This window comes from Sphingomonas sp. PP-CE-1G-424 (genome assembly GCF_004341085.1).
Taxonomy (GTDB): domain Bacteria; phylum Pseudomonadota; class Alphaproteobacteria; order Sphingomonadales; family Sphingomonadaceae; genus Sphingomonas.
This window is the reverse complement of sequence record NZ_SLXW01000007.1, coordinates 81,291-107,058: the sequence shown is the minus strand read 5'-3', so window position 1 is coordinate 107,058 and position 25,768 is coordinate 81,291. Positions and strand designations below refer to the sequence as shown.

The 25,768-nt window shown below is 61.6% G+C and carries 25 protein-coding genes; 17 read left to right on the top strand and 8 right to left on the bottom strand.

Annotation, left to right across the window (positions count from 1 at the left end; translation table 11 throughout):
• Nucleotides 1–116 precede the first annotated feature (116 nt).
• The 3 genes from C8J43_RS18420 (at nt 117) to C8J43_RS18410 (ending at nt 1,509) form a co-directional block, all read left to right on the top strand.
• On the top strand, nt 117–788 hold the full coding sequence (locus tag C8J43_RS18420) for a hypothetical protein (RefSeq protein WP_060527258.1): 672 nt from the start codon (nt 117–119) through the stop codon (nt 786–788).
• Nucleotides 789–955: 167 nt separating this feature from the next.
• Nucleotides 956–1,222: a hypothetical protein gene (locus C8J43_RS18415; protein WP_056056272.1), complete on the top strand. Its 267-nt coding sequence runs from the start codon at nt 956–958 to the stop codon at nt 1,220–1,222.
• A complete protein-coding gene (locus tag C8J43_RS18410) occupies nt 1,219–1,509 on the top strand; it encodes a type II toxin-antitoxin system RelE/ParE family toxin (RefSeq protein WP_056056269.1) in 291 nt (96 codons plus the stop codon). Before C8J43_RS18415 ends, C8J43_RS18410 begins: the two co-directional genes overlap by 4 nt.
• Before the next feature lie 415 nt (nt 1,510–1,924).
• On the opposite strand, the gene C8J43_RS18405 is transcribed toward C8J43_RS18410, so the two are convergent.
• From C8J43_RS18405 to C8J43_RS18395, 3 genes are read right to left on the bottom strand one after another with little or no spacing between them, the layout of a single operon-like run.
• Nucleotides 1,925–3,439, bottom strand: a complete 1,515-nt coding sequence (locus C8J43_RS18405) for a right-handed parallel beta-helix repeat-containing protein (RefSeq protein ID WP_133032098.1) — start codon at nt 3,437–3,439, stop codon at nt 1,925–1,927.
• Between the two features lies 1 nt (nt 3,440).
• Complete coding sequence (locus C8J43_RS18400; RefSeq protein WP_056056264.1) at nt 3,441–3,647, bottom strand: conjugal transfer protein TraD; 207 nt, start codon at nt 3,645–3,647, stop codon at nt 3,441–3,443.
• A 58-nt stretch (nt 3,648–3,705) separates the two neighbouring features.
• Nucleotides 3,706–4,014 carry a conjugal transfer protein TraD gene (locus C8J43_RS18395; protein WP_082471087.1) on the bottom strand — a complete coding sequence of 103 codons (309 nt, stop codon included), beginning with the start codon at nt 4,012–4,014 and terminating at the stop codon, nt 3,706–3,708.
• Between the two features lie 151 nt (nt 4,015–4,165).
• Between C8J43_RS18395 and traA the strand changes: the two genes are divergently transcribed.
• From traA to C8J43_RS18360, 7 genes are all read left to right on the top strand, one after another.
• Nucleotides 4,166–7,051, top strand: a complete 2,886-nt coding sequence (gene traA, locus C8J43_RS18390) for a Ti-type conjugative transfer relaxase TraA (RefSeq protein ID WP_056056262.1) — start codon at nt 4,166–4,168, stop codon at nt 7,049–7,051.
• Nucleotides 7,052–7,062: 11 nt separating this feature from the next.
• Complete coding sequence (locus tag C8J43_RS18385) at nt 7,063–7,746, top strand: DUF6118 family protein (RefSeq protein ID WP_056056261.1); 684 nt, start codon at nt 7,063–7,065, stop codon at nt 7,744–7,746.
• A 382-nt stretch (nt 7,747–8,128) separates the two neighbouring features.
• Entirely contained in the window at nt 8,129–8,704 is a 576-nt protein-coding gene (gene rfbC, locus C8J43_RS18380; protein WP_056056259.1) for a dTDP-4-dehydrorhamnose 3,5-epimerase, read from the top strand.
• A gap of 11 nt (nt 8,705–8,715) precedes the next feature.
• Entirely contained in the window at nt 8,716–9,771 is a 1,056-nt protein-coding gene (gene rfbB / locus C8J43_RS18375; protein WP_056056257.1) for a dTDP-glucose 4,6-dehydratase, read from the top strand.
• Nucleotides 9,768–10,697, top strand: coding sequence for a dTDP-4-dehydrorhamnose reductase (gene rfbD / locus C8J43_RS18370; protein ID WP_056056255.1), 930 nt, complete (start codon nt 9,768–9,770; stop codon nt 10,695–10,697). Before rfbB ends, rfbD begins: the two co-directional genes overlap by 4 nt.
• On the top strand, nt 10,694–11,581 hold the full coding sequence (gene rfbA / locus C8J43_RS18365; RefSeq protein ID WP_056056253.1) for a glucose-1-phosphate thymidylyltransferase RfbA: 888 nt from the start codon (nt 10,694–10,696) through the stop codon (nt 11,579–11,581). Before rfbD ends, rfbA begins: the two co-directional genes overlap by 4 nt.
• A 202-nt stretch (nt 11,582–11,783) precedes the next feature.
• Nucleotides 11,784–13,043 carry a sugar transferase gene (locus tag C8J43_RS18360; protein ID WP_231420924.1) on the top strand — a complete coding sequence of 420 codons (1,260 nt, stop codon included), beginning with the start codon at nt 11,784–11,786 and terminating at the stop codon, nt 13,041–13,043.
• Nucleotides 13,044–13,077: 34 nt separating this feature from the next.
• Here C8J43_RS18360 and C8J43_RS18355 read toward each other — a convergent pair whose 3' ends face one another.
• From C8J43_RS18355 to asnB, 5 genes are all read right to left on the bottom strand, one after another.
• Nucleotides 13,078–13,488 (bottom strand): DnaJ domain-containing protein, encoded by a 411-nt coding sequence (locus C8J43_RS18355; protein WP_056056249.1) that lies wholly within the window; start codon nt 13,486–13,488, stop codon nt 13,078–13,080.
• The gene (locus C8J43_RS18350) at nt 13,485–14,516 is read right to left on the bottom strand and encodes a M48 family metalloprotease (protein WP_082471086.1); all 1,032 of its coding nucleotides are present in this window, start codon (nt 14,514–14,516) and stop codon (nt 13,485–13,487) included. The genes C8J43_RS18355 and C8J43_RS18350 overlap by 4 nt, the downstream gene beginning before the upstream one ends.
• A gap of 107 nt (nt 14,517–14,623) precedes the next feature.
• Nucleotides 14,624–14,863 (bottom strand): hypothetical protein, encoded by a 240-nt coding sequence (locus tag C8J43_RS18345; protein ID WP_133032097.1) that lies wholly within the window; start codon nt 14,861–14,863, stop codon nt 14,624–14,626.
• Between the two features lie 205 nt (nt 14,864–15,068).
• Nucleotides 15,069–16,064: an NAD-dependent epimerase/dehydratase family protein gene (locus C8J43_RS18340; RefSeq protein WP_056056243.1), complete on the bottom strand. Its 996-nt coding sequence runs from the start codon at nt 16,062–16,064 to the stop codon at nt 15,069–15,071.
• 100 nt (nt 16,065–16,164) lie between these two features.
• The gene (gene asnB, locus C8J43_RS18335; RefSeq protein WP_056056241.1) at nt 16,165–18,129 is read right to left on the bottom strand and encodes an asparagine synthase (glutamine-hydrolyzing); all 1,965 of its coding nucleotides are present in this window, start codon (nt 18,127–18,129) and stop codon (nt 16,165–16,167) included.
• 398 nt (nt 18,130–18,527) lie between these two features.
• On the opposite strand from asnB, the gene C8J43_RS18330 reads away from it, so the two are divergent.
• The 7 genes from C8J43_RS18330 (at nt 18,528) to C8J43_RS18300 (ending at nt 25,759) form a co-directional block, all read left to right on the top strand.
• A complete protein-coding gene (locus C8J43_RS18330; RefSeq protein ID WP_082471085.1) occupies nt 18,528–19,610 on the top strand; it encodes a glycosyltransferase family 4 protein in 1,083 nt (360 codons plus the stop codon).
• Nucleotides 19,611–19,612: 2 nt separating this feature from the next.
• Entirely contained in the window at nt 19,613–21,106 is a 1,494-nt protein-coding gene (locus tag C8J43_RS18325; RefSeq protein WP_082471084.1) for an oligosaccharide flippase family protein, read from the top strand.
• Complete coding sequence (locus C8J43_RS18320; RefSeq protein WP_082471083.1) at nt 21,103–22,020, top strand: glycosyltransferase family 2 protein; 918 nt, start codon at nt 21,103–21,105, stop codon at nt 22,018–22,020. Before C8J43_RS18325 ends, C8J43_RS18320 begins: the two co-directional genes overlap by 4 nt.
• Nucleotides 22,017–23,210, top strand: a complete 1,194-nt coding sequence (locus tag C8J43_RS18315) for a glycosyltransferase family 4 protein (RefSeq protein WP_056056237.1) — start codon at nt 22,017–22,019, stop codon at nt 23,208–23,210. Before C8J43_RS18320 ends, C8J43_RS18315 begins: the two co-directional genes overlap by 4 nt.
• A gap of 86 nt (nt 23,211–23,296) precedes the next feature.
• Entirely contained in the window at nt 23,297–24,193 is an 897-nt protein-coding gene (locus C8J43_RS18310; protein ID WP_056056236.1) for a methyltransferase domain-containing protein, read from the top strand.
• 106 nt (nt 24,194–24,299) lie between these two features.
• Nucleotides 24,300–24,722, top strand: a complete 423-nt coding sequence (locus C8J43_RS22575; RefSeq protein WP_201780752.1) for an acyltransferase — start codon at nt 24,300–24,302, stop codon at nt 24,720–24,722.
• Nucleotides 24,719–25,759, top strand: coding sequence for a glycosyltransferase family A protein (locus C8J43_RS18300; RefSeq protein ID WP_056056232.1), 1,041 nt, complete (start codon nt 24,719–24,721; stop codon nt 25,757–25,759). Before C8J43_RS22575 ends, C8J43_RS18300 begins: the two co-directional genes overlap by 4 nt.
• The last annotated feature ends 9 nt before the right edge of the window (nt 25,760–25,768 follow it).

Here is a 25,768-nt window from a genome sequence, read left to right as displayed (position 1 = left end):
CGACCACTGTATTTTTATTGCAACAAAGCGGCTAGCCGCCTGTTTCGAGGCCCTGGATCAAGCCGACGCACCGTGCGGTCGGGGGCCACGTAATCAACGATAGAAGGTCTATTTCCATGCGTACGCTTTCCCTGGCCCTCGTCCTTGCGGCCACCGCATTCGCAGCCCCTGCTTTCGCACAGGACATGGCAGCACCCGCGCCTGCGCCGACCGACAACAGCGCAGCTCCCGGCGAAGCAGCCGCTCCCGACGGCTCCAAGGCGTTCGGCATCGAGCCGTATGTCGGCATCATGGGCGGTTGGGAGCAGTTCGACAACGTCGGCAACCACGGCATCCCGCGCGCGCTGAACTCGGACGGCTCGGTCCGTAACAACTACCGCGCGGACGGCGCGCTGGTGCAGGGCGTCGTCGGCGTCAACGTGCCGCTCGGCCCGGTCTTCGTCGGCGTCGAAGGCAACGTCATCAAGGGCGTCGATGGCAACATCGATTGGGAATACGGCGCAGCAGGCCGCTTCGGCTTCCGTGCCGGCGACAGCGGCATCTTCTACGGTAAGGTCGGCTACCAGTGGGTCAATTTCGACCACTTCGCGCAGTTCTCGACCAATGGCGGCCGCACCAACCGTGACTACAACGCGGTGACCTACGGCATCGGCGCAGAAGTCGGTCCGCAGAGCATCGGCCTCAAGGGCATCACCGGCAACGCCGGCTTCCGCATCCGCGCCGAGGTCAACACCTTCGGCACGGCGCAGAGCTTCCGTCCGATGCTCGGCATCATCACGCACTTCTGAGCCTTGCGCCCGGCAACGGGTATATAGCTGGACGCGTAACGGGGCGGGGAGCGGCTAGGGCCATTTCCCGCCCTTCGTGCGTCCGGGCTCGATCGAAAATCGCGGCGATCATTGTTACCCGTGTCGCGACGACGTATATACCTTGTCAGTATCTATGCGAGATTGTCATGCCTAAGCCCGCTGTGTTCACGATGAAGCTCGAGCCCGATCTGCGCGCGGACTTCATGGCTGCCGCACAAGCGAGCCACCGCCCGGCATCGCAGGTGGTCCGTGAACTCATGCGCGAGTTCGTCGAAAAGCACGATCATACCGCTTTTCTGCACCGCAAAGTCGAGGCGGCGCGCGTGTCGGTCGATGCGGGGCAGGGGCGTGACAATGATGCGGTCGAAGTTGATTTCGCCGCGCGCCGCGCCCGGATCACCGACCGGGCGTGAGGATCGTCTGGACGCCGGAAGCTGAGCAGGACCGCGCGGCGATCTGGGACTATCTCGAGGCGCGCGACCCAGACGCTGCGTTACGGATCGACCGCCTGTTCAGCGATGCGGTCGCTGGGCTCGCCATTTTTCCGATGCTCGGACACGAGGGAGAAATCCCCGGTACACGTGAACTGACGCCCCACCGAAGCTACCGCCTGGTTTACGAGGTCGCCGATGATATCGTCTGGATCCTCGTCCTGATCCACGCATCCCGCCAAGGGCCCCCGCTGCGGGCCTCGCAATAAGAGCTATTCAGGCATTGGGTTTGATCATGAACGGTTGTTCGCAAGGCGGCCGTGGTTCACGAATTTTTTGCGTCGAGGGAAAGGAACCTATGTGAATCGTGTCCACCGCGTTCCCGACACACTCGATGGCGATCGATGTGTCTACACCGCTAGGCGTAGACATGCCTACATGTCTACGTTTCAGGATGCAGTTTCCTAACAGCCAGCGGTCTATCGCTGGACGTGACAGGGGCGGGGCGTGACATCGGTCGCGCCCCGCTCTCTTTCAGCGTGATCGGTCGTCTTCACGCTGCTCCATACCGGCGTAGCACGCCAACAAATCTGATTTCGCGGGATCGGCTTGCCGGATTGCGATCTACGACGGTATAAGTTGCCGGAAAAAAGGTTGGGGGAGCGGCAATACGGCCCCTTATTATCACAGAGATGGCGGGATCAGGCGACCGTTCACCGTCAGGACGCCGGAGATCTTCGAGTTGTAGAGGTCGACCTTACCGGTGATGCGGTTTGTTCCGACGAATTGGCCACGGGGATAGCCAAATGCGCGGTTGCCTTGCGCCATGATGCAGTCGCGATAGATCGCTCCCGTCGACCACGGCAGAACCGAGCCATGAAGCGCCGAGAAACGGCATTTGTCGAACGACACGTTCTGGTTGTTCCCGAGATTGACCATTGGTGCGGTTGCGTCGCCTCCGCCAAAGACTTCACGGGTGGGCGAGCGCGCAGGATCGTCGTCGAAAGTGCATCGGGCGAACGTGGTTGCACGCGCAACTGTGCTATCGCCGAACGCCCTCGTCATCGCACCGACAAAGGTGCAATCTTCAAATTTGAAAAACGGCTTGCTCGGCCAAGCCGACCAGTTGACCGTGCCGATGAACGTACAATTCTCGAAGCGAACGCGTTCGGTATCCCCTGAGTCCGCGACCATGCCGCACCCCCCATTATCGGAGAAGAGGCATTTGGAGAATGCGAGGTCGCGGACGTGTTTCTTTCCCTCGGCTTCGATATCGACGCCAGCGCCCGGTGCGGATTTGATACTGCCCCGCGCGGAACGGGTGAATGAGCAGCCAGTAAAGCGGTAGCCTCGCCCGCCAACGATGCTGCATCCTTGGCGCCCGTTGGAATCGGCCGTGACCCTCACGAGGCTGCGTTCGACACCGGGTGTATCGGCATCCACACCGTCGATCATCATGCCGTCCTGGCAATGACTATGGGTGTGAACCCGCTCTACGATCTCCGACCCTGCGTTGTTTCGGAGGATCAGTCCGGTCGAGAGGATTTGCCAGCCGGTGTCGCCGTACTGCCCTCCTACCATTATCCTGTCGCCGGGGCCTTCAAGGTCGAGATCCGAGATCCGAACGGCGGCAGTGCATCCCTCGACTAGGATCATCGAGTTGTAGGGCGAGGCTACTCCTGGGCCGAGGTACGGCATCGCATGTTTGAACGGTTCGCCGTCGCGGAATACCCCAAACCGCAAGCCCGGTTCGCAAAGCAGGCGCGCGCCGTTGCCTTTCAGATGAAGGGGTAGAGAGCATCCTACGAACGTCAGCAGCTCGCGAGGGGGGAAGGCGAATGCGCCCTGCACCTGGAGGCCTTGAGCACCCACGACGTATGTCGTGCGACGAAATTCCACAGTCCCACCGCCGTACAGTCGTACTGCCGTCGATAGGCGTGCCATCGCAGCGCTGTCGTTCGTTACGCCATCGCCTTTCGCACCGAACTCTTCCGGCGTGAACACGCGATTTTGCGCTGCGAACGCGCGGGACGCGCACGGTGCCAGCAGGGCTCCGCGAAGGAGGACGCGTCGATGGATCATCATGTATCCGTTTCCCACTTTACTGACAAAAAATAAAGCTGCGACATTCGCCAAATTCGGTCGCGCGTTCATAAGATGAGGGGCGCCGGTTGTCGGGCCAATTGCGCTGTCACCCATATTATTCTTCTATGTTGAAAGCACGTCGACCACGTCGTCGCCATAGCGCAAGCGTATCGCCATTTGCCTTACTCCGTGCCTTGCCGACGGTCTCTAGTAACGCGCCGTAAATGGTCGCGCGATCGTCGTCGGTGAGATCGACCAAGCCAGCCTTCTGGACGAGGCCGCCCAGTTCGATCAGGTGGCGGGTGCGTTCTCGGCGTTGCACGACCCAGTCCCGCGTATCAGTTCGACGCCGCGCTGCTTCCAAACGTAGGACCAAGGCCCTATTGCGCCGCTCCGCCGTTGCTATGGCTATCAGGCTTTGTGTGACCCTTTTGCGCGACGTCTGAAACGACCTTGCGCCCGCGTCGCTGAAAGAAGGCAGCGCCGGTTGCGCGCCACGCCTCCTTTCGATCAGCATCATCTGTCGCAACCGCAGCAAGCAGCACGCCTGCAAGGGTCTCAGCCTCGAGTCCTTGAGCACCCGTTGCGACGACCAGCTCACCAAGCTGTTGAATCTTCTTTGCTTTGAGGTCTCGTGCGCGATCGTTCAGCGCTTTGAGCTCAGCGTCATAGTCTCGGACTTTACGCATCGTGTGTGTTCCTGCATGGCTCATCACGAAAGCCGACTATGCCCTTCCTACGTTACGGTATTAAGTCATGAGCGACTAAACGAAGTGGTCGCGAGTGCGCGCTTATACGTCGTTGCCGACGTGCGCTTAGAAGCGTAAAAGACGCGGCGTCATGGCGATCTACCATTTCTCCGCCAAGGTCATCAGCCGCGCGAAGGGATCGAGCGCCGTTGCTGCGGCTGCCTATCGCTCTGCTTCCGAACTTTTCGATAACCGTCTGCAACGGCATCACAACTTTACGAACAAGACCGGCGTTGTTCACTCCAAAGTGATGCTGCCGGAAGGCGCGCCAGAGCGGTTGCAGGATCGCACGACGCTGTGGAACGAAGTGGAGGCGGCGGAGAAACGCAAGGACGCGCAGCTCGCCCGGGAAATCGAGTTCTCGATCCCGCGTGAGATGGCCCGCGAGCAGGGCGTTTCGCTGGCGTGCGATTTTGTCGCGGAGCAGTTCGTGAAGCGCGGCATGGTCGCGGATCTGAATGTGCATTGGGACAAGGCCGAGGACGGCAGTCCGAAGCCGCACGCACATGTCATGCTAACGATGCGCGAAGTGGGGGCTGACGGTTTTGGCCAGAAGGCGCGCGACTGGAACCGGAACGAACTATTGCAGCACTGGCGGGAGGCGTGGAGCGCGCACGTCAACGAGCGGCTGGCGGAGCTTGGGATCGACGCTCGGATCGACCATCGCTCCTATGCCGAACAGGGCATAAAGCTCGAGCCGCAACACAAGATCGGGCCGGCTGCCTCGCGGCGACCGGGGCAGGGGCTCGAAGCCGAGCGGTTCGAGGATCACGACCGCATCGCGCGTGAGAATGGCGAGCGCATCATCGCCGACCCCAATATCGCGCTCGATGCGATTACGCGGACGCAGGCGACGTTCACCAGCCGTGACCTCGCCCTGTTCGCGTTCCGGCATTCGGACGGGAAGGATCAGTATGACCGGGTGATGGCGGCTGCAAAGGCGTCGCCAGACCTCGTCGCGCTGGGCAAGGACGGGCGCGGTAACGAGCGGTTCACGAGCCGGGAAATGATCGCGACCGAAACGCGGTTGGAGCGGGCATCCGACAGGCTTGTCGAGAGCAGGGATCACTTCGTTGCCGCCACTCACGTCCAGCGCGCGCTGGACGCGGCGCAGGGTAGGGGGCTTACCCTGTCGGACGAGCAGCGGGACGCGCTCCGGCGGATTACCGAACGCGAGGGCCTGGCGTCCGTCGTCGGCTATGCCGGCAGTGGCAAGTCGGCGATGCTGGGGGTTGCGCGTGAGGCGTGGGAGGATGCCGGCTACATGGTACGCGGCGCCGCACTGTCCGGAATCGCCGCCGAGAATCTGGAGAGCGGTTCCGGCATCACGTCGCGCACCATCGCAAGTCTCGAATATGCATGGGGCAGGGACCGTGAACAGCTTGGACCCCGCGACGTGCTGGTAGTCGACGAGGCGGGTATGATCGGGACGCGGCAGATGGAGCGGCTGATGTCGGCTGCGGACCAGGCCGGCGCCAAGGTGGTGCTGGTGGGCGACCCCGAGCAGTTGCAGGCGATCGAGGCGGGCGCGGCATTCCGGTCGATCAGCGAGCGGCACGGTGCGGCCGAGATCACCGAGATTCGCCGGCAGCGGGCGGCGTGGCAGCGCGATGCGACCCGGTGGCTTGCAACCGGTATGACACCCGAGGCGATCGGCGCGTACCGCGAGCACGGCATGGTGCACGCGGCGGACACGCGCGAGGCCGCGCGAGCAAATCTGGTTGAGGGCTGGGACCGGTTGCGGCGGGCAGAGCCGGGATCAACTCGCATGATCCTCACCCATACCAACGCCGAGGTGCTCGCGCTCAATGGCGAAGCGCGTGAACGGCTGCGGGCAACTGGCGACCTTGGCGACGATGTCGCTGTGCAGGCGGAGCGTGGTGAGCGGCAGTTCGCGACCGGCGACCGGATCATGTTCCTGCGCAATGAGCGCGGGCTGGGGGTGAAGAACGGCACGCTGGGTATGGTCGACACGGTATCGGCCGAGCATATGGATGTGCGTCTCGATGACGGCCGTCAGGTCGGGTTCGACCTCAAGGACTATGCCCATGTCGATCATGGCTATGCCGCTACCATCCATAAGTCGCAGGGGGTGACAGTCGACCGCGTCGACGTGCTCGCTACACCCGGCATGGACCGGCACGCGGCCTATGTCGCTCTGTCGCGGCACCGTGACGGGGTGCAGCTGCATTATGGTCGCGACGATTTCGCGAGCGACGCGAAGCTTGCCGCGGTGCTGTCACGCGACCGGTCGAAGGACATGGCGGCGGACTATGCGGCCGAGCCCGAGGAGGCCGCTCGTGCTTTTGCCGACAGGCGCGACATCCGGCTGCCCAAGCGCGCGCGCGCGGTGATCGAGAAGGTGGAGGCCAAGGCGCGCTCGATGTTCGCCGGGTTCAGGCCAAAGCCACGAGAGGTGCTTGACCATGTGACCGAAAGCACGAGCCGGCCGGGCGAGGTGAAGGCGATCCAGCGCTATGCGCGTGCCGCGGCTGATATCGCGCGCATGCGTGAGAAATACCTGCCGGTGTTGCCGCACCAGGAAACCGCGCTGGCGCGTGCTGGCAAAGCGCTGGACAGGTCTCGCTATCTCGGCAGCAGCGATCTGGCGTCGGCGTTCGCGCGCAATCCGCAGCTGGCCCGGGATGTCGCGGCAGGCGACATGCGGGCCGCGTCCCGTGCCCTGGCCGACGAAGCCCGCGTCCGGGCCGACCCGGCGCTGCGTGCCGATCGGTTCATGGAGCATTGGCGGGTGCTGGAGGCCGAACGTGGTGACGCTCGTACAGGGCCCGTCGTGAGGCGCATGGCCATCTTGGTCGACGACCTCCGGCACGACCCCATGCTGAAGGAGGAGTTGGCCCGCCGCGCACCCGAGCTGGGGATCCGTATCGAAAGGGCGCCGTCGATTGAGCAGATGCTCGAGCGTCAGAGGCAGTTCGAGCGCGACCAGCAGCAGGATCGTGACCTTAGCCGATAGGAGACAAGCGGATGGCGGACGGCGAAGACGAGGCGGCCAGGGCCTTCGAAGACCTTCGTGCCGAGGTGTCGTTGATGCGGCGCGCGGTCGAGCGCGCCGACCCGTCGAACACACCGGACTATACCGAGACGTTGGGGATTATATCCCGGAACCTCTCCGCGACGGCGCAGCGCATTGATGCGATGGTAAACAGTCCGGCTCTGGCGCTTACTCCGCATGAAATCGGCCGGCAGATCATAGAGGTTGGTACTGCGGGGCGGAGCGAGGATCGCCGTGCCATCGCCGTTGCCCGGCAGGTGATCGAGGAGGTAGCAACGAAGCTCGGCCGTCAGCTGGACTCGCATGTCATGGCGAAAGAGCAGGGAAGGCGGATGCGTCATGTCGGGATGATCGGGCTCGTGCTTGGCCTGGTTCTGGGGATGGTCGTGTGGGCGACGCTGGCGGGCCCACTCGCGCGGGCCATGCCGCCCGACTGGCTGTGGCCGGAGCAGATGGCCGCGCGCACGTTACGCATGCCGATGTGGGAAGGCGGACAGCGCCTGATGCGGGCGGCGTCGCCGCAGGCGTTCGCCGGAATCTTGGCGGGTAACCGGCTGGCAGCCACTAATCGCGAAACGCTGGAAGCCTGTCGCAAGCGTGCTGGAAAGGTCAGGAAGACCGTGCACTGTAGCATCGAGGTGAAGGCCGAGGGCTGAGGTATGGATTGACGTGTTCGGACAGGATCGTGTTGCGCCCGTGGCGTAGTGATGCTGGATTAGGTGCTGTGCGATGAGAGGCGGACCGAGCCACCTACGTAGGCCGGGCGAGACGACTGGCTGCGTCGCAGATCCAGACTTTACGAACATGCGTAGAATGCCTGGATGATGTGTGTTCGGATCAAAACCACATGGATGCCGCGGGTACTTTTTGTTTCTTCCCATCGGGGGGGGATGGAGCTCTGTCCTTAGCGAAAAATTGCAGGCCTACACCGATTTGCATCGTATTGGGCATGCCGGCATGATGGGTTGCGATTTTGATAAACTCGATCGTGAACCGGTCAATTGCTCATGAATGAGCGTAAGGCTATGCCGCCCGGCAATGTCTTCCGTTCAACTGATCCGCTCCAAGCGACATGGTGACTCCCGCGGGTGGTTCACCGAAACCTACAACGTCGATACTTTTACAAGATCGGGTATCGAGTGTCGTTTCGTGCAGGATAATCATTCGCTGTCGGTGGCCGCTTTCACGCTGCGCGGCCTGCATTTCCAGACACCGCCGCGGGGGCAGGACAAGCTGGTGCGGTGCATTCGAGGACGAATCTTCGACGTCGCGGTCGATATTCGCAAGGGGTCGCCGACCTTTGGCAAGTGGGTTGGAACGGAATTGTCGGCGCAGACCGGCGACCAGCTTTTTATACCGATCGGTTTCGCGCACGGCTTCCTGACGCTCGAGCCCGATTGCGAAGTCATCTACAAGTGCTCGGACACCTATGCCCCCGAAGCCGATCGGGGCATACGCTGGGACGATCCCGCAATCGGTTCGGGTGGCATCGCCTGGCCGATCCCGATCGGTACGACGCCCGAGCTGAGCGCGAAGGATCAGGTCCAGCCGCTATTGGCAAACTTCGATAGCCCATTTTCCTATGATGGCTGTCCGCTCGTCTCGCTCGTTTGAAGGATAGATTGATGCGCATTTTCGTCACCGGCGGGGCGGGTTTCATCGGCTCGGCGCTAGTCCGCCATCTGCTGGAAAACACGCAGTACGAGGTGCTCAACTTCGACAAGCTGACCTATGCCGGGACGCTGACGACGGTCGAGCGGGTCGCGCAGTCGAACCGCTACCGCTTCGTCCAGGGCGACATCTGCGATGCTGATGCCGTCCGCGCGGCGGTTGCCGAGTTCAAGCCCGACGTGATCACGCATCTCGCGGCCGAGAGCCATGTCGATCGCTCGATCGATGGCCCTGGTGCGTTCGTCCAGACCAACGTCGTCGGCACCTATACGATGCTCGCCGAGGCGCGCGCCTATTGGTTGTCGCTCGACGAGGCGGCACGCCAGCGCTTTCGGTTCCATCACATCTCGACCGACGAGGTCTATGGCTCGCTCGGCGATACCGGGCTGTTCACCGAGGAGACGCCGTACGATCCGCGCTCGCCCTATTCGGCGTCGAAGGCGGGCTCGGACCATCTCGTCAGCGCCTGGGGTCACACCTTCGGGCTGCCGGTGCTGATCACCAACTGCTCGAACAACTACGGGCCGTATCACTTCCCCGAAAAGCTGGTGCCTTTAATGATCGTCAAGGCGCTCGCTGGCGCTGACCTGCCGGTCTACGGCAAGGGCGATCAGGTCCGCGACTGGCTGTACGTCGAGGATCACGTCCGCGCGCTACACGCGGTGTTCGAAAAGGGTGAACCCGGCCGGACCTACAATGTCGGTGGCAACAACGAGAAGCAGAACCTCGAGGTCGTGAAGACCGTCTGCACGATCCTCGACCGGCTGCGCCCGCGCGCCGACGGCCAGTCCTATGCGACGCAGATCGCCTATGTCGCCGACCGGCCCGGCCACGACAAGCGCTATGCGATCGACGCGACCCGGATCAGGGACGAGCTTGGCTGGACGCCGACCGAGACGTTCGAGACGGGAATCGAGAAGACCGTCGCCTGGTATCTCGACAATCAGGACTGGTGGCAGGCGATCGTTGCCGAGCACAGCGCCGACCAGCGCCGTGGGCTCTCGGTATGACTGACGCCCCTCGGGCTGGCGGCGTTAAGCAGATCCTCGTCACCGGCGGGAACGGCCAGCTCGGTACCGAACTGAAGCGCTATTCCTGGCCGGAGGGCTGGGCGGTCACCGCGATCGATATCGACGAACTCGACCTGCGCGATACCACTGCGATCGCCGCGATGGTCGCGTCCGAACCTTGGGGGGCGGTGATCTCCGCCGGCGCCTATACCGCCGTCGACAAGGCCGAGAGCGACATCGTTACCGCCTGGGCGGTCAACGCGCTGGCGCCCGCGGCGTTTGCGGAAGGCTGCGCGAAGGCCGGTATCCCGATCGTCCAGGTCTCGACCGACTACGTCTTCGACGGCGCGCGCGACGGCGCATGGGAGGTGACCGATCCGGTCGCCCCGCTCGGCGTCTACGGTGCGTCGAAGCTTGGGGGCGAACTGGCGGTACGGACGTCGGGCGCGCGCCATGCGATTGTCCGGACCGCCTGGGTGGTCAGCGCGCACGGCAGCAATTTCGTGAAGACGATGCTCCGCGTCGGCGCGACCAACCCGACATTGCGCGTGGTCGACGACCAGCATGGCAGCCCCACGTCCGCGGCCGATCTCGCAGCCGCGCTCGCGACGATCGCAATGCGCCTCGTCGACGATCCTTCCGCCCCTACCGGCACTTATCATTTCAGCAACGCCGGTGCGGTGACCTGGGCCGGTTTCGCGCGCGAGATCTTCGCACAGAGTGCGGCGCGCGGCGGTGCCCGCGCCGAAGTGCAGGGCATAACCACCGCCGAATATCCGACGCCGGCCATTCGACCCGCCAACTCGCTGCTCAGCCATGACGCGATCACGCGTGACTATGGTATCCGTCCCCCAGCCTGGCAGACCGCGCTCGGGAACATCCTCGACGAACTGCTCGGGACTCCCAAGAAGGACATTTCCCGATGAAGGGCATCATTCTCGCAGGCGGCACGGGTACGCGGCTGCATCCGGCGACGCTGGCCGTGAACAAGCAGCTGCTGCCGGTCTACGACAAGCCGATGATCTATTATCCGCTGTCGGTGCTGATGCTCGCCGGCATCCGTGACATCCTGATCATCTCGAGCCCCGAATATCTCGACAATTACCGTCGCCTGTTCGAGGACGGGTCGGCGATCGGGCTGGCGATCTCCTATGCCGAACAGCCCCGCCCCGAGGGTCTCGCCCAGGCCTTCACGATCGGCGCAGACTTCATCGGCGACGACGACGTCGCGCTCGTGCTTGGGGACAACATCTTCTTCGGCGCGCATCTGACCGAGCTGCTGGCGAGCGCGGTTGCGCGCAAGGGCGGCGCGACGGTGTTCTCGTACCGCGTCGAGGATCCCGAGCGCTACGGCGTCGTCGAGTTCGGGGAAGGCGGCAAGGCCGTCAGCCTCGAGGAGAAGCCGGCAAGGCCCAAGTCGCACCATGCGGTCACCGGCCTGTATTTCTACGACAATCGGGTGGTGCAATTCGCCCGCGACCTCAAGCCGTCGACCCGCGGCGAACTCGAGATCACCGACCTGAACCGCCTCTACATGGACGCCGGCGACCTGTTCGTCGAACCGATGGGCCGCGGCTATGCCTGGCTCGATACCGGTACGCACGACAGCCTGCTCGAGGCCAGCGAGTTCGTCCGGACCATCCAGAATCGCCAGGGAATCCAGGTCGCGTGTCTCGAGGAGATCGCGTTCCAGCAGGGCTTCATCACCGCCGATCAGGCGCGTGCAGCAGGCGAGCGGTTTAAGAAGACGGCATATGGCCGAGCAATCCTGAACGCCGTTTCTGACCGAGATCGTGGATTGGTCGGATAAGTAAGACTCCTGTCGGCAGAGGCTGTCGACGTGAAGATCGCATTCCAGCAGCAAGCAGGATTGTAATGCTTGCTGGAAAGAGGTGGAGGGCATACCGCGCTGTGCAAGTCAATTTGGTCGTGGCTCGGCAAAACGTACAAGCTGTTAATACGGTATGGGGTGGTTCTTGCTTATAACCGGCGATAATGGACGGTCCACGCGGGTGAGCCATACCGACGTTCGATTGCTCAAGCCGCTCTTGGTGGTGGCGTTGACGGCGTATTTCGTTCCGCTGGCCGCGCCGCTGGTAGCATCGGGCACGCTCTCCCTAGACCTTTCGAGCACGGGCAACACTCAGCTGACGTCGCTGATCGCGGCGGTTACGGCGTTGCTCGTCTTCCGGCGGGTCACGATCTATCCGGGCGCGCGCGCGTTCGGCTTCATCTTGCCCGCCTTCTCAACGACATTCGGGATGGCTGCGGCGATCCTGTTGACTTCGCGTCTGAGCTATAGCGGCTCGATGCTGCTGACCGGGTATCTCGCATCGGTGGGCGTGACGTTCCTGCTCGGCTATTTTAATCAGAGCGCAGCACCCAGGCGCATGTACTACGTCCCCGTGGGCAAGACGGGCATCGTCGACGACACGCCCGAGATCGATTGGATCAAGCTCATCGAACCGGTCGTGCCCGACGATCCGCATGCCTCGATCGTCGTCGACCTGCGGTCGAACCATTCGCCCGAATGGGAGCGGATGCTGGCGCAGGCGGCGATCTCGGGCATTCCCGTCTACCATACCAAGCAGTTGCGCGAATCGGTGACCGGGCGTGTCCAGATTGAGCATCTGTCCGAGAACAGCTTCGGCTCGTTGCTGCCGGCGCTCGGCTATCGCGGGATCAAGCGGACGATCGATATCGTCGCGAGCATCGTGCTGCTGCCGGTCCTGCTGCTGCCTCTCGTCGTCGTTGCGCTGCTGGTGCGGGCGAGCTCGCCCGGACCCGTCCTGTTCCGTCAGCAGCGCATGGGGTATCGCGGCATCCCCTTCAACATGATCAAGTTCCGCACGATGGTCGAGCAGGCGACGACGACCGGCGATGTCGCCGCGCGGCACTCGGCGATCACCCGCGATGCCGACGACCGGATCACCGGTATCGGTCGCTTCCTGCGCCGGTCGCGGATCGACGAACTGCCACAGATCATCAACATCCTGCGCGGCGAGATGAGCTGGATCGGTCCGCGGCCGGAAGCGGTGCCGCTGTCGACCTGGTACGAGAGCGAGCTCCCGTTCTACGCCTATCGCCATATCGTGCGACCGGGGATCACGGGATGGGCGCAGGTCAACCAGGGCCATGTCGCCGGGCTCGACGACGTCCACGTCAAGCTCCACTATGATTTCTACTACATCAAGTTCTTCTCGTCGTGGCTCGACCTGCTGATCGCGCTCCGCACCATCGGTATCATGTTTACCGGCTTCGGCGCCAAATAGTCCGCGGACGCCAAACAGTCGCGGACGCCAATAGTCAGCGGACGAGGCCTGCTACGTTCGCTGCGATCGCCGCGCTCACGACGAGCACCCCGACTGCCCACCAGCGTATCCTGCGATGGGCCCCGAGTCTGGGGGTGGGGTCGGGCCCGGAATCGCGTCTGATATGGCGCCCGTCATAGCGAGCTAGCCGGCTCCGAATACGGCGCTGGTGCGCGATATGGAGCCGCTCGCTTTCCGCCAGGGCAACGTCGTGCCGGGCCTTTGTGCTCGGCTCCGACAGACAGCGATAGGCTTGCTGGACCTCGTGGAGGCGTCCTGGCAGGTGCGCTGATTGCCCGTGATCGGGATGATGATGCTTCGCCAGCCGGACGAACGCGGCACGGATGTCGAGGGCCGACGCATCGCGGGCGACGCCGAGGACCTGGTAGAAATCACGCTGGCTCACCGTTGGCGCGCCGCGGCCAGCGCGCGCATCGCGGCGATGCGTTTGCCGGCAGAGTCATGCGCGGCGAACAGCTCGATACCGAGATCGCCTCCCCCGAGACGCCCGAGGATGGCGGCCCCCCGGACCGGGTCGAACCCCGCGTCGAGCATCAGTGTTCCGCCAAGCGCATCGGCCTCGCGTTCGGTTGCGCGCACGATCCGGCCGCTGCGTCCCAGATTGCGGCCGATGCCGTGTCCGACCTCGCTGCCCCGCATGACGACGGCGTGATGCAGGATGTTGTGTGCCATCTCGTGCGCAAGGATGAACGCGAGTTCGTCGTCGTTCCGGACCGTCGACAGCAGACCGGTGGTGGTGAAGACATGGAGGCCGTCGGCATAGGCATTGCGCTGGTCCGAGCGCGCGAGGTGGATGTAGGACGGGCACGCGAGACGCGGCGTCACCGTGACGGTCATGGCTACCCCGTGGCGCAGTAGCGAGATCGCAAACGGCGTGGTCTTCGTGTGCGCCAGCAGGTCGCGAACGGCGTCGGCGCGGGCATGCGCGCGGGCGGCATCGAACGGCATGGTAAGCGCCGTCTCGGGGGGGGGCGCGTGGCCATCGATCCCCAGCAGCACGTCGCCGGGACGGATCCCTGCCAGCGCCGCGGGACCGCCCGGAACGACCGCGATCACGCCAGGGCCGCGATCGAGCGACAGTCCGGCGATCATGCCCGCGCGATCGGCCAGCTCGAATTGCGACAGGTGCTGGAGCACGAGGCCGAGAGCGGGCTCGAGCGCCGGGCAACGGGGGCGGCCGGCGGTGGCGAGACGAAACGCGATGCGCTCCACCCGGCCATCCGCCTCCCGGCCCGGCAAAGTCGATACTGCGGTCGCTACCGGGGCGGGGGCAGGGGAAGGGTGGGGGCCCCGCGCCGAGATCGACTTCGATAAGGGCTGTACGGCCTGCGCAGCGACAAGGCCGGTTACCGGTCCGGCCGCGATCACGGCGACGATACCGAGCATTACAAGCATGGGATTGACCGAAGCCATGGGCGATCAATCGATCGATCTAAGAGGGCAGACAAAAGCGTCCGGACAAGAAAAAGGCCCGGAATGGATGACCATCCGAGCCGTTCTTCTACCGAAAACCAAATGGCTTACGGGCTGTTGGGCGTGTCGTCGTTCTTGTCGACGGCAACATAGATGCCGAGACCGACTGCAACGACTGCGAGTGCGGCGACGATGAAGCCACCACCGCTAGCAAGTGCGTTGTCGCCATCGACCGATTCCTTGGCCGGCTGCGTGAGCGGGGTAGCGACGGGAGCCGCTGCCGCGATGGTCGGCGCTGCGACGAGCGAAAGCGCCGTCATCGCCGTGTAGAGTGCCTTCAATTTCATTGCCTTCATCCCCTTTTAGGATTCGGAAAACCTAATATCGCAGTTTCCATAGCCCCGAATCGCGATCCTTGTCCACATCAAATAGTGGCAAGTTTTGCTATTCGTCATAGACTTATAGACGGTATCGAAACTCGTCGAGCAAAGGCAAGTTCCTTTGTCCGAGGTGCTTCCGGGGTGTTCTAGACAGATTCCGTCATCGCATGGCTCAGAGGCCGTGATAGCTGCGATACCATTCGACGAACCGCGGCACGCCTTCGGCGATCGTCGTCCGCGGTTCGAAGCCGAGGTCGTTCTGGATCGCGCTGATGTCGGCGAAGGTATCGCGCACGTCGCCGGGCTGCATCGGCAGCAGCCGGCGTTCGGCGGGGCGACCGCAGGCCTGTTCGATCAGCGAGATCATCTCGCCGAGATCCTCCGACTGGCTGTTGCCGATATTGTAGATCCGGTGCGGGCTGACGCTGCCGCCTGCCTTCACGCTGCCATCGTCGGCGGGCGGATTGTCGACGCAGGCGACGATGCCGGCAACGATGTCGTCGATATAGGTGAAGTCGCGGCGCATATTGCCCTCGCCGAACACGTCGATCGGACGACCCTCGAAGATCGCCTTGGTGAACAGCCACATCGCCATGTCGGGACGGCCCCACGGGCCATAGACGGTGAAGAAGCGCAGGCCGGTCAGCGGAATCCGGTAGAGATGCGCGTAGGTCTCGCTCATCAGCTCGTCCGCCTTCTTGGTGGCGGCATAGAGCGACAGCGGCTGGTCGACGCGGTCCTCGACGCGGAACGGCAGCGTGTCGTTGCCGCCATAGACCGACGAGGACGAGGCATAGACCATATGCTCGACCTTCCGGTGGCGGGCGATCTCGATCATGTTGAGATGCCCTGCGAGATTGGCCTGCAAATAGGCGCGCGGGTTCTCGATCGAATAGCGCACGCCGGCCTGCGCGCCGAGATGGACGATGCGGTCGAACGGTTCGCCGTCGAGCGCAGCCTCAAGCGCGACATGATCGGAGAAGTCGACCTGCTTGAATGCGAAGCCGTCTCCCAGCTTGTCGAGCTCGGCGAGGCGCGCATGCTTCAGCGTGACGTCGTAGTATCCATTGAGGCTGTCGATGCCGAGCACCGTGTCACCGCGTGCGAGCAGATGGCGGCTGACGTTGAAGCCGATGAATCCGGCTGCGCCGGTAACGAGAACGCGCATGCGGTCACTCCTGAAAATTCAAAATGCCTCTACGGCGCGGTCCCGTAAACGGCAACGCCCGGCGGTTTGAGGGCGGTCGCTTGCGAAAGACTATCTTCGTTCAGCGTGCATGCCATTCGCGCGCCCAAGCCTGGAACATCAGCACGCCCCATAAGGATGCAGTCCGGTCGTGCGTGCCAGCGAGGTGCTCGGTCCAGCGCGTGCGGATCGCGGCGATGTCGAGCGTCGGCTGCTCGGCCAGCGCCTGCACCGACAAGAGCGAGTCCGCCCAGTCGCGCAGCGGACCGCGCAGCCAGGCCCCGATCGGGATCGCGAACCCCGCCTTGGGCCGCTCGATCAGTGCCTTGGGAACATAGCGATACAGGATCTGGCGCAGCGCCCATTTGCCTTGGCCGTCACGAACCTTGAATCCGAGCGGCGTGCGCCACGCCTGTTCGACGACGCGGTGATCGAGCAGCGGAACGCGGGTCTCCAGGCTGGCCGCCATCGCCGCGCGGTCGACCTTGGTCAGGATGTCGTTGGGCAGATAGGACTGCATGTCCCAGTGCATCATCTGTTCGGCTGCCTCGTTTCGCAGCGCAGGCGGCGTATCGATCGATGCGGCCAGGCGTATGTCGGATGTCAGCGGCAGCCCGCCCGACCATTCCTCGCTGGAGGTGCGATAGATGTCGGCGATCCCGACCTCGGTTTGCAGCATCCGGCCGACCTTGTGCACCTTGTCGCCCAGCATCGAGATGCGCGGCGCCCCCGGGAGTCGGGTCAGCGCGTCCCAGGTGCCCGGTGACAACCGGGTAAGCGCCTTGCCAATACCCGCTCGCAACGGCGCCGGCACGCGCGCGGCCGCATCCCAATAACGGCGCGACACGAGGTAGCGATTATACCCGCAGAACAGCTCGTCGCCGCCATCCCCCGACAGCGCGACGGTGACCGACTGCCGCGTCAGCCGGCTGAGCAGCACGGTCGGGATCTGCGAGGAATCGGCAAACGGCTCGTCGTAGATCCGCGCTAGGTCGGGGATCACCGCGCGGACGTCTTCAGCACCCACGTACATCTCGTGATGATCGGTGCCGAGATGCGTGGCGACCGCGCGGGCATGCGGTGCCTCGTCGAACCCGGTTTCGGCAAAGCCGATCGTGAAGGTCTTCACGTCGGCGCTGGTGACGTTGCGCATTAACGCGACGATCGCCGAGGAATCGACGCCGCCCGAGAGGAACGCACCGACCGGTACGTCGGCGACCGTCTGGATCTTCACCGCCTCCGTCAGCTTGGCTTCGAGACCGGACAGCGCCTCGCTCTCGGTCATCGCCGGATCGGCCCCCGCCGCGACGACTGCGTCAAGCGACCAGTACCGGCGACATGTAACACCGGGCAGCATCGATGCACCGTCTGCGGTTGGCGGCAGTGCGGGCGGTACACTGAGCGCATCGCGACCCAGTGTCAGGATCACGCCGGGTTCCACCTTGTAGACATGTCGAAGGATCGACCAGGGGGCGGGCACGTAGTTGAAGCGCAGGTATAGCGACAGCACGTTCGGATCGACCGGGTTGGCAAAGCCGGGGGCGGCGCGCAACGCCTTCAACTCGGAGCCGAACACCAGTCCGATCCCGCTCCACCCATAGAAAAGCGGTTTCTCGCCCATCCGGTCGCGCGCGAGGCTCAGCGTGTGCGCGTGGCGGTCCCACAGCGCGATTGCGAACATCCCGACGGCGCGTTCGAGCGTCGCATCCAGGCCCCAGCGCGCGATGCTGTGGACCAGCGTCTCGGTATCGGAATGCCCGCGCCACCCGATCGCTCCGGTCGCCTCGAGCTCGCGGCGCAGGTCGAGATGATTATAGATCTCGCCATTGAAGACGATCATGTAGCGTCCGCAGGATGACGCCATCGGCTGATGCCCGGCGGGTGATAGATCGACGATCGACAGGCGGCGATGCGACAAGGCGATCCCTACCGCAGGATCGGCCCAAGCACCGCCATCGTCGGGACCGCGGTGCGTCAGCGCGTCCGCCATCGGGGTGGCATCGACGGTAGCGCTCGATGCGCTCCAATATCCTGCTATCCCACACATGCGATACTCTCCCAGCGATGACAGCAAGTCTAAGAACCGCAGCAGGGAGGTCCAAAGCGTATCGCCGCGGTAAAGTCCAGCGGCTGGCCTGCCCTCGTGAGACCGGGTTGCCGGACCGGAAGGTCTTGCTGAAGAGCGTCGATCCGCTGGCGCGTCGTTTATGGGAGGTCGTGTACGACAGGTGACACGTCACGCAGCTGATCGATCTGAAAACTGTCGAAGGCTCTACGAACGAGTGGATAGCGTTTGACCGATAAACCAAAGTCCGGTGGGCAACAGGCATGCGCACTGGAGCCGCTACGTCGGACGATGGCAAAAAAAGCTTTACCGTGTAACAAACCGGCATCATGAGGATGCGCAGCAAGCGGCTAGCCGACAAAGAGAAATTTTAACAATATATGCGTGTTCTTGCCCTTACCAAATATGAAAGGCAAGCCGCAAGTACGCGACAACGCCTTTTGCAATATCTGCCCTTCTTGGCTGATCAGGGTATTAAGGTTGACGTAAAGCCTTTGTTCAACGCGCAATATTTAAGTGACTTGGCGGAAAACAAACCAAAAAACAGATTGTTGGTCGCGAAGTCCTATATCAACAGGCTTGGCGTTCTGTTGAAGAACCACGACTATGATCTGAATTGGATACATTTCGAGGCGCTGCCTTTCATGCCGGCTTTTGTGGAGCTGCTGGCGATGAAGGGCGGCCCGCCATTCATGATCGATATGGATGATGCGATCTTCCACCAATATGATGCTCATGCCAATGGTGCTGTCCGCAAGGCGCTAGGTGGGAAGATCGCCACCTTGCTCGACCATGCGGCGCTGGTCGTCGCTGGCAATGCGTATCTGGCGGAGTATGTGCGATCGCACGCCGATGTCAGGGTCATTCCCACCGTGGTCGACATCGAAGCCTATATTCCCACGAAGCAGGACAGTTCGCCAACGTCCAGGGGGGGGACGGTAGGGTGGATCGGGTCGCCATCGACGTGGCGCTACGTCGAACCGATATTGCCCGTACTGCTGCCTCTTATCGAGCGCGCCGGCTGGCGGTTTCGCGCGGTCGGCGCAGGGCCGATGGCGGATTGCCATGCCGGCGTGGACAATATTCCGTGGCAGGAAGCGACCGAGATCGCTGAAGTCCAGCAGATCGATATCGGCATCATGCCGTTGCCGGATGAGCCATGGGCGCGTGGCAAGTGCGGGTACAAGCTGATTCAATACATGGCGTGCGGACTCCCCACGCTTGCGTCGCCGGTAGGGGTGAATGCCCAGATCGTCGAAGACGGCAAGACGGGTTTTCTGTGCACGTCGCCCGAGGCTTGGCGTGATCGCATCGGTTTGCTGATGAACGATGCCGGATTGCGTGCCACCATGGGTGCGAATGGTAGAGCACGGGTCGAGGCGCACTATTCACTCCAGTCGCAACAATCGGCAATGGCCGATGCCTTCCGTGATGCTGCGCAAGGTCGGCGCCGTGGGAAATAGCCTTGGAAAATAGCGCCGTGGAAAACCGCAACGAATCGATGAAGCGGACGCTGCGGTCCACCGGTCTGATCGGCGGAGCTACGGTGATATCGCTGCTAGTCGGTCTTGGCCGGATGAAGGTAATTGCGCTCTTAACGGGCCCTGCCGGCGTCGGTCTGTTTGGCCTACTTAACGTACTATGGTCCACGGGCTCGGCTTTAGCGGGCCTAAATCTTGGCGTCAGCGGTGTGCGGCAGATTAGCGAGCATGATACCGACACCGAAGCGAGGTCTTTAGCAGAGTCTGCGGTCTGGTATTTTGCGCTTGTCGCAGCGGTCGTCGGCGGGGTCGGTCTGTGGGGGTTTGAGAGGTTCTATACAGAGGGTGCCGGCGCTTCGCCAACCGTGCCGTGGATTGCTCTGGCGGTTGCAGTCGCGGTGATCAACGCCGCGCAACTTGTCTTTCTTCAGGTTTACAGCCGTATCGGCGATATTGCCCGTATCCGCATTTATGGTTCTGTGCTCGGTGCGATTGCTGGCGTAATCGCGGTTGCCGCGACTGGAACACCGGGCCTGTATATGGCGGTGCTTGCAATGCCGCTGGCAAGTTTGCTGGTTACGGTTCCCTATTTCCGTCGAGTGCCCCGCATGCCTTGGCGCCGGTTTGATAAAGCGGTTCTGGGCGAGTGGCGTGCGCTCTTGATGCTCGGTATCGGCGTATCCGTAGCGGCTTGGATAGGCAATTTTGGCCAGCTTTGGGTAAGGTGGATTATTACCGAGCGCGGTAATCTTCAGGCAGCGGGCTTCTTTCAGGCAGCCTACACCCTAACCAATGTGAATCTCAGCATAGTTTTAGCCGCTATGAGCGTAGAATATTTCCCTAAACTTAGTTCTTCAGCAGATAATTCTTCCGGCCTTACTGATATATTGAATGAACAATATAGACTAGCATTGATATTGTCGGCGCCGATATTAATATCAGCAGTAGCTGCGGCGCCATGGGTTATGCCATTACTATACAGTAAAGATTTTTCTAATGCCGTACCATTGTTTCAGTGGCAAGTAGCTGCGGATAGTCTAAAAATACTAAGTTGGGCGCTTGGATATATTCTTATAGTTACACGTAGTGCGTTAGGATTTATTGCAGCGGAATTAGCTTTTGACGTATTTTTGGTTGGAGTGCCATGGATATTTTTTGCGACGCTGGGCCTCGACAGTATTGCCGTTGGATATGCTGCTGGCCTGATATCGTCGGTTGCAGTGTCGGTAATATTAAGTATGCGGCGGGGTGTAAGATTATCATGGGAAAACTGGGCAGTAACTCTGGTCGTGTGCGCTAGCGCAGTTGGCATATGTCTGGTTTCGATTGAATCGCACATTGCAGGGCTTATGGTCGGTATGCTGGTCGCAACAGTTTTCGGAGTCCGTGGACTGAAAGCGATAGGCGCCGCTGATGCAGCCATAGGCGAACGCCTGAGGCGGATCATCGGAAAATTCAAAGGGTCGGTACGCTTATGACGCTAGTATCGGTCATTGTTCCAATGTGGAACGACGCATCCTATATTATTGAGTGTCTTAACTCCATCGATACTACCGATGACATGATTGGTGAGGTCATTGTCATTGACAATGCTTCAACGGATAATTCAGTGTCATTGGTAACATTAGCTAATATACCTAAAGTTAAAATAATTCGTAATTCTGCTAATGTGGGGGCGGCAAGGGCTCGGCACCAAGCCATAGCATTATCTTCCTATCCGTTGATCACATTTCTCGACTCTGACGATATTCTTGGTCCCAAAGCAGTAAGAGATGCGGCTTCGGACTTAGTTAATCGTCAGCTTGATATTTCAATATATACTATGCTAAGACTTGATCCGAGTGGAAAGACTCATTTTTATATACCACCATTAACAGAGGTTATTAGTGGAAATGAGGCTTTTGGTCGAACGATCGGTGGATGGGCAATTCATCCTATGGGTGTATTTAAAAGAGAAGTTTACGATACGGCCACAAATGAATTTGATTTTCATGGTCACTCGGATGACGAGGTAATTACGCGGTATATTTTTCTATCTGCTGCACAGGTAGGTGGAAATCACGGAGTTTACCTATATCGTGACAGGACTCGCGAATATACTGCTCAGCAAATATTAGGGCAAGCTCTTACAAATATGCGAACTCTGCAGCTTGCTGTCCAACACGGTGTTGCCGTTGACAAGTTACGCATCGCGAGAAACAACATTATTTTAAACCTACTAGCTATAGTCAAAAGGGGAATTCCATCTGCCAGAGATAAGCTGGTAATTTTGGATATCGCTAAAAGTGTAGTTGCACTTGATATACCTTGGATTATTATGGATGTGCCATATAGGGTTGCGATATACCTGGTTCGTCCTTTTTTTTTACTCCGTCATGGTCGCCATAGGTGAAGAGAGTTCTTTTCGTCACATGGGATGGCCCGCAGGTCAGCTATGTCGAAGGTCTCTTCGTTCCGATCTTCAAGGCTCTTGGGGGCAGGGGGTTTCATTTCGACATCTTGCAGTTTCGCTGGGGTTCCGGTGACACGGCCGAGCCGCTGAAGCGCCTCTGCGCCGAGGCCGGTATCGGTCTTCGCCTTCACCGTGTTCTGCGGCGCGGGGGCAGCATGGGGGCGATGGCGACCGCAGTCGTCGGCGCACGCGCCGTGCGGTCGGCCGCTGCGGCGTTCGGTAGCGATGTCATCATGCCGCGCAGCCTGATGCCGGCGCTGGCCATTCTGGCGGGTCGTCGCTGGACGCAGCCTATCATATTTGATGCGGACGGACTGCCGGCGGACGAGCGGGTGGAGTTTGCGGGGCTCGATGCGAATGGCGCGCCCTATCGATTGCTGCGCGAGATCGAGGCGTCGATGGTTCGGAAGGCCGATATCACGCTCGCCCGTACCGATGCGGCCCGGGATATCCTTCTCGCGCGGGCTGGGCCGATGGTATCGCCGGCCCGGGTGCGTATCGTTACCAATGGGCGCGACGCAACGCTGTTCGCGCCCATCCCGCAAGCCGAACGGGTGCGTATCCGGACCGAATTGGGGGTGGCGACGGATGCGCCGCTGATTGTGTATGCCGGATCCGTAGGGCCGCAATATCGGCTCGATGAAAGCGTCGGATTGCTGGCTGCGGTGCGGCGCAAGCGGCCCGATGCCAAGCTGTTGATCCTGACCGGCTCGCCCGACCTGGTGCCTGACGCCCTGGCCGCCGTGCCGTACAGCCCGCACCATGTGATCGTCCGCCGTGTCCCACCCGATGCGGTATCGGCCTATCTTGCCTGCGCCGATCTCGCTACCGCATACCGGAACACCGGATTCTCCATGCGCGCGGTCGCACCGGTCAAGGTCGCCGAATATCTATTGTGTGGAACGCCAGTGGTCGGCACGGCAGCGATCGGTGACGTGCGGAGCGCGGTCGCGGCAGGGGTCTTCATGGACGAAAGTGCAGGCCACGACGCTGCGGCCGAGTGGCTAGAAGAACGGTTGATGAGGGCCGACGCCGAAGACATTCGGCGACACGCGCGCGAGATCGGTCTTGCACACTTCTCTTTGGATCGTGCCGTCGGCGATTATGCGACCGCACTGGAGGCGATATGACAGCATTTGGAACGCCCTCTCGGTCATTATATGATTTTGAGGCTCGGACGGTTTGCCCTGCGTGCGAATGCCCGGACAGCACGATATTGTTCGAAAGCGGGTTTGATCAGGCCGGGATCGGTACGTTTGTCCGGACCTATTACGGCGTCGATACCGTAAGGCTTTCACGCGCGACCTACCGACTTGATCAATGCGCAAAGTGCGATCTGGTATATCAGCATAATGTCGGTTCGGACGAGCTGCTGCGCGATCTCTATACCGATTGGGTCGAGAACCCGCAGGATCCGGAAGCGGAAATCGATACGTATCGGCGCGATATCCGGGCACCGCTGCTGTCCCGCGATGCGCATGAGGTGATGGCCGCCGCGTCGTATCTGGGCGTTCCGCTACAGGAGTTGCGTACGTTGGATTTCGGCATGGGGTGGGCATTGTGGGCGCGCATAGCAGCGATCCTCGGTTGCCAATCCTACGGATCCGACCTGTCGCAGTCGCGCATGGATTTCGCGCGTTCACATGGAGTGAAGGCCGTCGATCTGGAAGAGATCGATACGCTTCAGTTCGATTTCATCAACACCGAGCAGGTGTTCGAGCATCTGATTGCACCGCTCGATATGTTCCGGCGTCTGGCTCAGGCTCTGCGCACTGGTGGCATCTTGAAGATATCGGTGCCGACCGCCCCGGACCAGATGTCGCTCATAAAGCTTCTGCGTGATGGAGAGTATGCCGGCGATTATCCGACGATCGTGCCGGTTCAACCGCTGGAACATGTCAACCTCTTCTCCCGGCCGGCAATCGAGGCGATGGCAGCCGCTGCAGGGCTGGAGCCGGTCCTGCCCAGCATGCGTCATCGGTTTGCCTTCTTGCAGCACCGCGGCGCTGTCGATCTCGGCAAACCGAAAACGTTTGCAAAGGAGATGATCCGCCCCTGGTTTCAGCATCACGACCGCCGCAACCTCTTCGTCTGGCTGCGCAAGTTAGGGTGAACTATACCGCGTGACGGTTAAGTACTCCGTAGGCGTCACCCGCAGGACCGTGCACCAATTCTCTCCATATCGGATACCCAAGATGATTCACCCTTTGGCAAACGTGATGTCCGATGTCATCGGTGAGGGAACCCGCATCTGGCAGTTCTCCGTCGTCCTGGCCGGCGCCGTGATCGGTCGAGATTGCAATCTGAACGCCCATACTTTGGTCGAGGGCGGCGCGATATTGGGCGACCGCGTGACACTGAAGTGCGGCGTCTATGTCTGGGATGGCATAACGCTGGAGAATGACGTTTTCTGCGGGCCCAATGCCACCTTTACCAACGACAAGCGGCCCCGTTCCAAGCAGCATCCCACGGCTTACGCGCAAACCGTGGTCGAGCAGGGGGCTAGCATCGGTGCCGGTGCGATTATATTGCCGGGCGTGCGTATCGGCAAAGGCGCGATGATCGGCGCGGGGGCCGTCGTGACCCGCGACGTGCCGGCGGGAGCGACGATGGTGGGTAATCCCGCGCGGGCCGTCCAATGACCGGCGCCAGCACCATGCCGGATGATAGCGTCGTGGCGATCGCTAAACCGCCCTTGCTCACTTTTTGCATCATGGCGTTCAACCAGGAGCAGTTCGTCGAAACCGCGATGCGTGCGGCGTTTGCCCAGACCTACGAGAATCTGGAGATCATCGTCAGTGACGACGGTTCGTCCGACGGAACGATGCGCCGTATGGAGGCGGTCGCGGCGACGTACGAGGGGCCGCATCGCCTTGTGGTGCGCCGTAGCCCGACCAATCGCGGGGTCCTTCATCACCTCCTGGACATAGCCGAGCTGGCATCGGGCAGTTTGCTTATCGTCAGCGCGGCGGATGACGTGTCGCTGCCCCGGCGCACCGAAGTCATGGCCACTACATGGTCCCGCCAGCCCTATGCGGCTGCATTCGCCGACTATGCGGTGATCGACGACATCGGCACGATCATCGACGATCATTACCGGTTCGACGATTCAGGCTTTTCTCCGCAGGACTATATTCCCGAGACCAAGGGGATAAACATTCACGGTGCCTCGTCGGTCTACTACATAGAGCACTTGAAGGCGCTGGGCCGACCCCGGAACGACGAGATGGTCTTGTTCGAAGATACCTGGCTCGGGTTGGCGTTCGCGTCGATGGACGCTCGCATTGCCCATGTTCCCGACGTGCTGGTCCAATATCGCCGCCATTCGGGCGCCCTGACCAATTTCGAGAGCGCAGCCGGGACCGATCGCGAAGCGATCGAACGGGCAGACCGTGAATGGCAGCGGCGTTCTGCCGCCTTCGGGACAACGCTCGACAGTTTCAGGAGATGGCATGGGCGGCAGGCTGAAGGCGTATTCCCCTTATCCAACCGGATCGCTCGCGATATCGCCTATTTCGATCGCGTAGGCCGATGGAGCGATCTGAGCACATCGTCGCGACTGATGACGCTCCGCTTCGCAAGTCGCCGATGGATGAAGAGCGCCGTCGGAATCCGCGTTCTGCCCATGATCGCACGAACCCGCCTGCAACAGCTTAGACAAACATCGAAAGCTAGGTGAGCCGCTCTG

What these genes read in the sequence shown, in the direction of transcription:
- C8J43_RS18320 (WP_082471083.1), top strand. Translation starts at nt 21,103, where the DNA reads ATGACGCTAGTATCGGTCATTGTTCCAATGTGGAACGACGCATCCTAT.
- C8J43_RS18340 (WP_056056243.1), bottom strand. Translation starts at nt 16,064, where the DNA reads ATGCGCGTTCTCGTTACCGGCGCAGCCGGATTCATCGGCTTCAACGTC.
- C8J43_RS18405 (WP_133032098.1), bottom strand. Translation starts at nt 3,439, where the DNA reads ATGGGTGACAGCGCAATTGGCCCGACAACCGGCGCCCCTCATCTTATG.
- C8J43_RS18395 (WP_082471087.1), bottom strand. Translation starts at nt 4,014, where the DNA reads ATGCGTAAAGTCCGAGACTATGACGCTGAGCTCAAAGCGCTGAACGAT.
- rfbB (WP_056056257.1), top strand. Translation starts at nt 8,716, where the DNA reads ATGCGCATTTTCGTCACCGGCGGGGCGGGTTTCATCGGCTCGGCGCTA.
- C8J43_RS18415 (WP_056056272.1), top strand. Translation starts at nt 956, where the DNA reads ATGCCTAAGCCCGCTGTGTTCACGATGAAGCTCGAGCCCGATCTGCGC.
- rfbA (WP_056056253.1), top strand. Translation starts at nt 10,694, where the DNA reads ATGAAGGGCATCATTCTCGCAGGCGGCACGGGTACGCGGCTGCATCCG.
- C8J43_RS18330 (WP_082471085.1), top strand. Translation starts at nt 18,528, where the DNA reads ATGCGTGTTCTTGCCCTTACCAAATATGAAAGGCAAGCCGCAAGTACG.
- C8J43_RS18420 (WP_060527258.1), top strand. Translation starts at nt 117, where the DNA reads ATGCGTACGCTTTCCCTGGCCCTCGTCCTTGCGGCCACCGCATTCGCA.
- rfbD (WP_056056255.1), top strand. Translation starts at nt 9,768, where the DNA reads ATGACTGACGCCCCTCGGGCTGGCGGCGTTAAGCAGATCCTCGTCACC.
- C8J43_RS18300 (WP_056056232.1), top strand. Translation starts at nt 24,719, where the DNA reads ATGACCGGCGCCAGCACCATGCCGGATGATAGCGTCGTGGCGATCGCT.
- rfbC (WP_056056259.1), top strand. Translation starts at nt 8,129, where the DNA reads ATGTCTTCCGTTCAACTGATCCGCTCCAAGCGACATGGTGACTCCCGC.
- C8J43_RS22575 (WP_201780752.1), top strand. Translation starts at nt 24,300, where the DNA reads ATGTCCGATGTCATCGGTGAGGGAACCCGCATCTGGCAGTTCTCCGTC.
- asnB (WP_056056241.1), bottom strand. Translation starts at nt 18,129, where the DNA reads ATGTGTGGGATAGCAGGATATTGGAGCGCATCGAGCGCTACCGTCGAT.
- C8J43_RS18385 (WP_056056261.1), top strand. Translation starts at nt 7,063, where the DNA reads ATGGCGGACGGCGAAGACGAGGCGGCCAGGGCCTTCGAAGACCTTCGT.
- traA (WP_056056262.1), top strand. Translation starts at nt 4,166, where the DNA reads ATGGCGATCTACCATTTCTCCGCCAAGGTCATCAGCCGCGCGAAGGGA.
- C8J43_RS18350 (WP_082471086.1), bottom strand. Translation starts at nt 14,516, where the DNA reads ATGGCTTCGGTCAATCCCATGCTTGTAATGCTCGGTATCGTCGCCGTG.
- C8J43_RS18345 (WP_133032097.1), bottom strand. Translation starts at nt 14,863, where the DNA reads ATGAAATTGAAGGCACTCTACACGGCGATGACGGCGCTTTCGCTCGTC.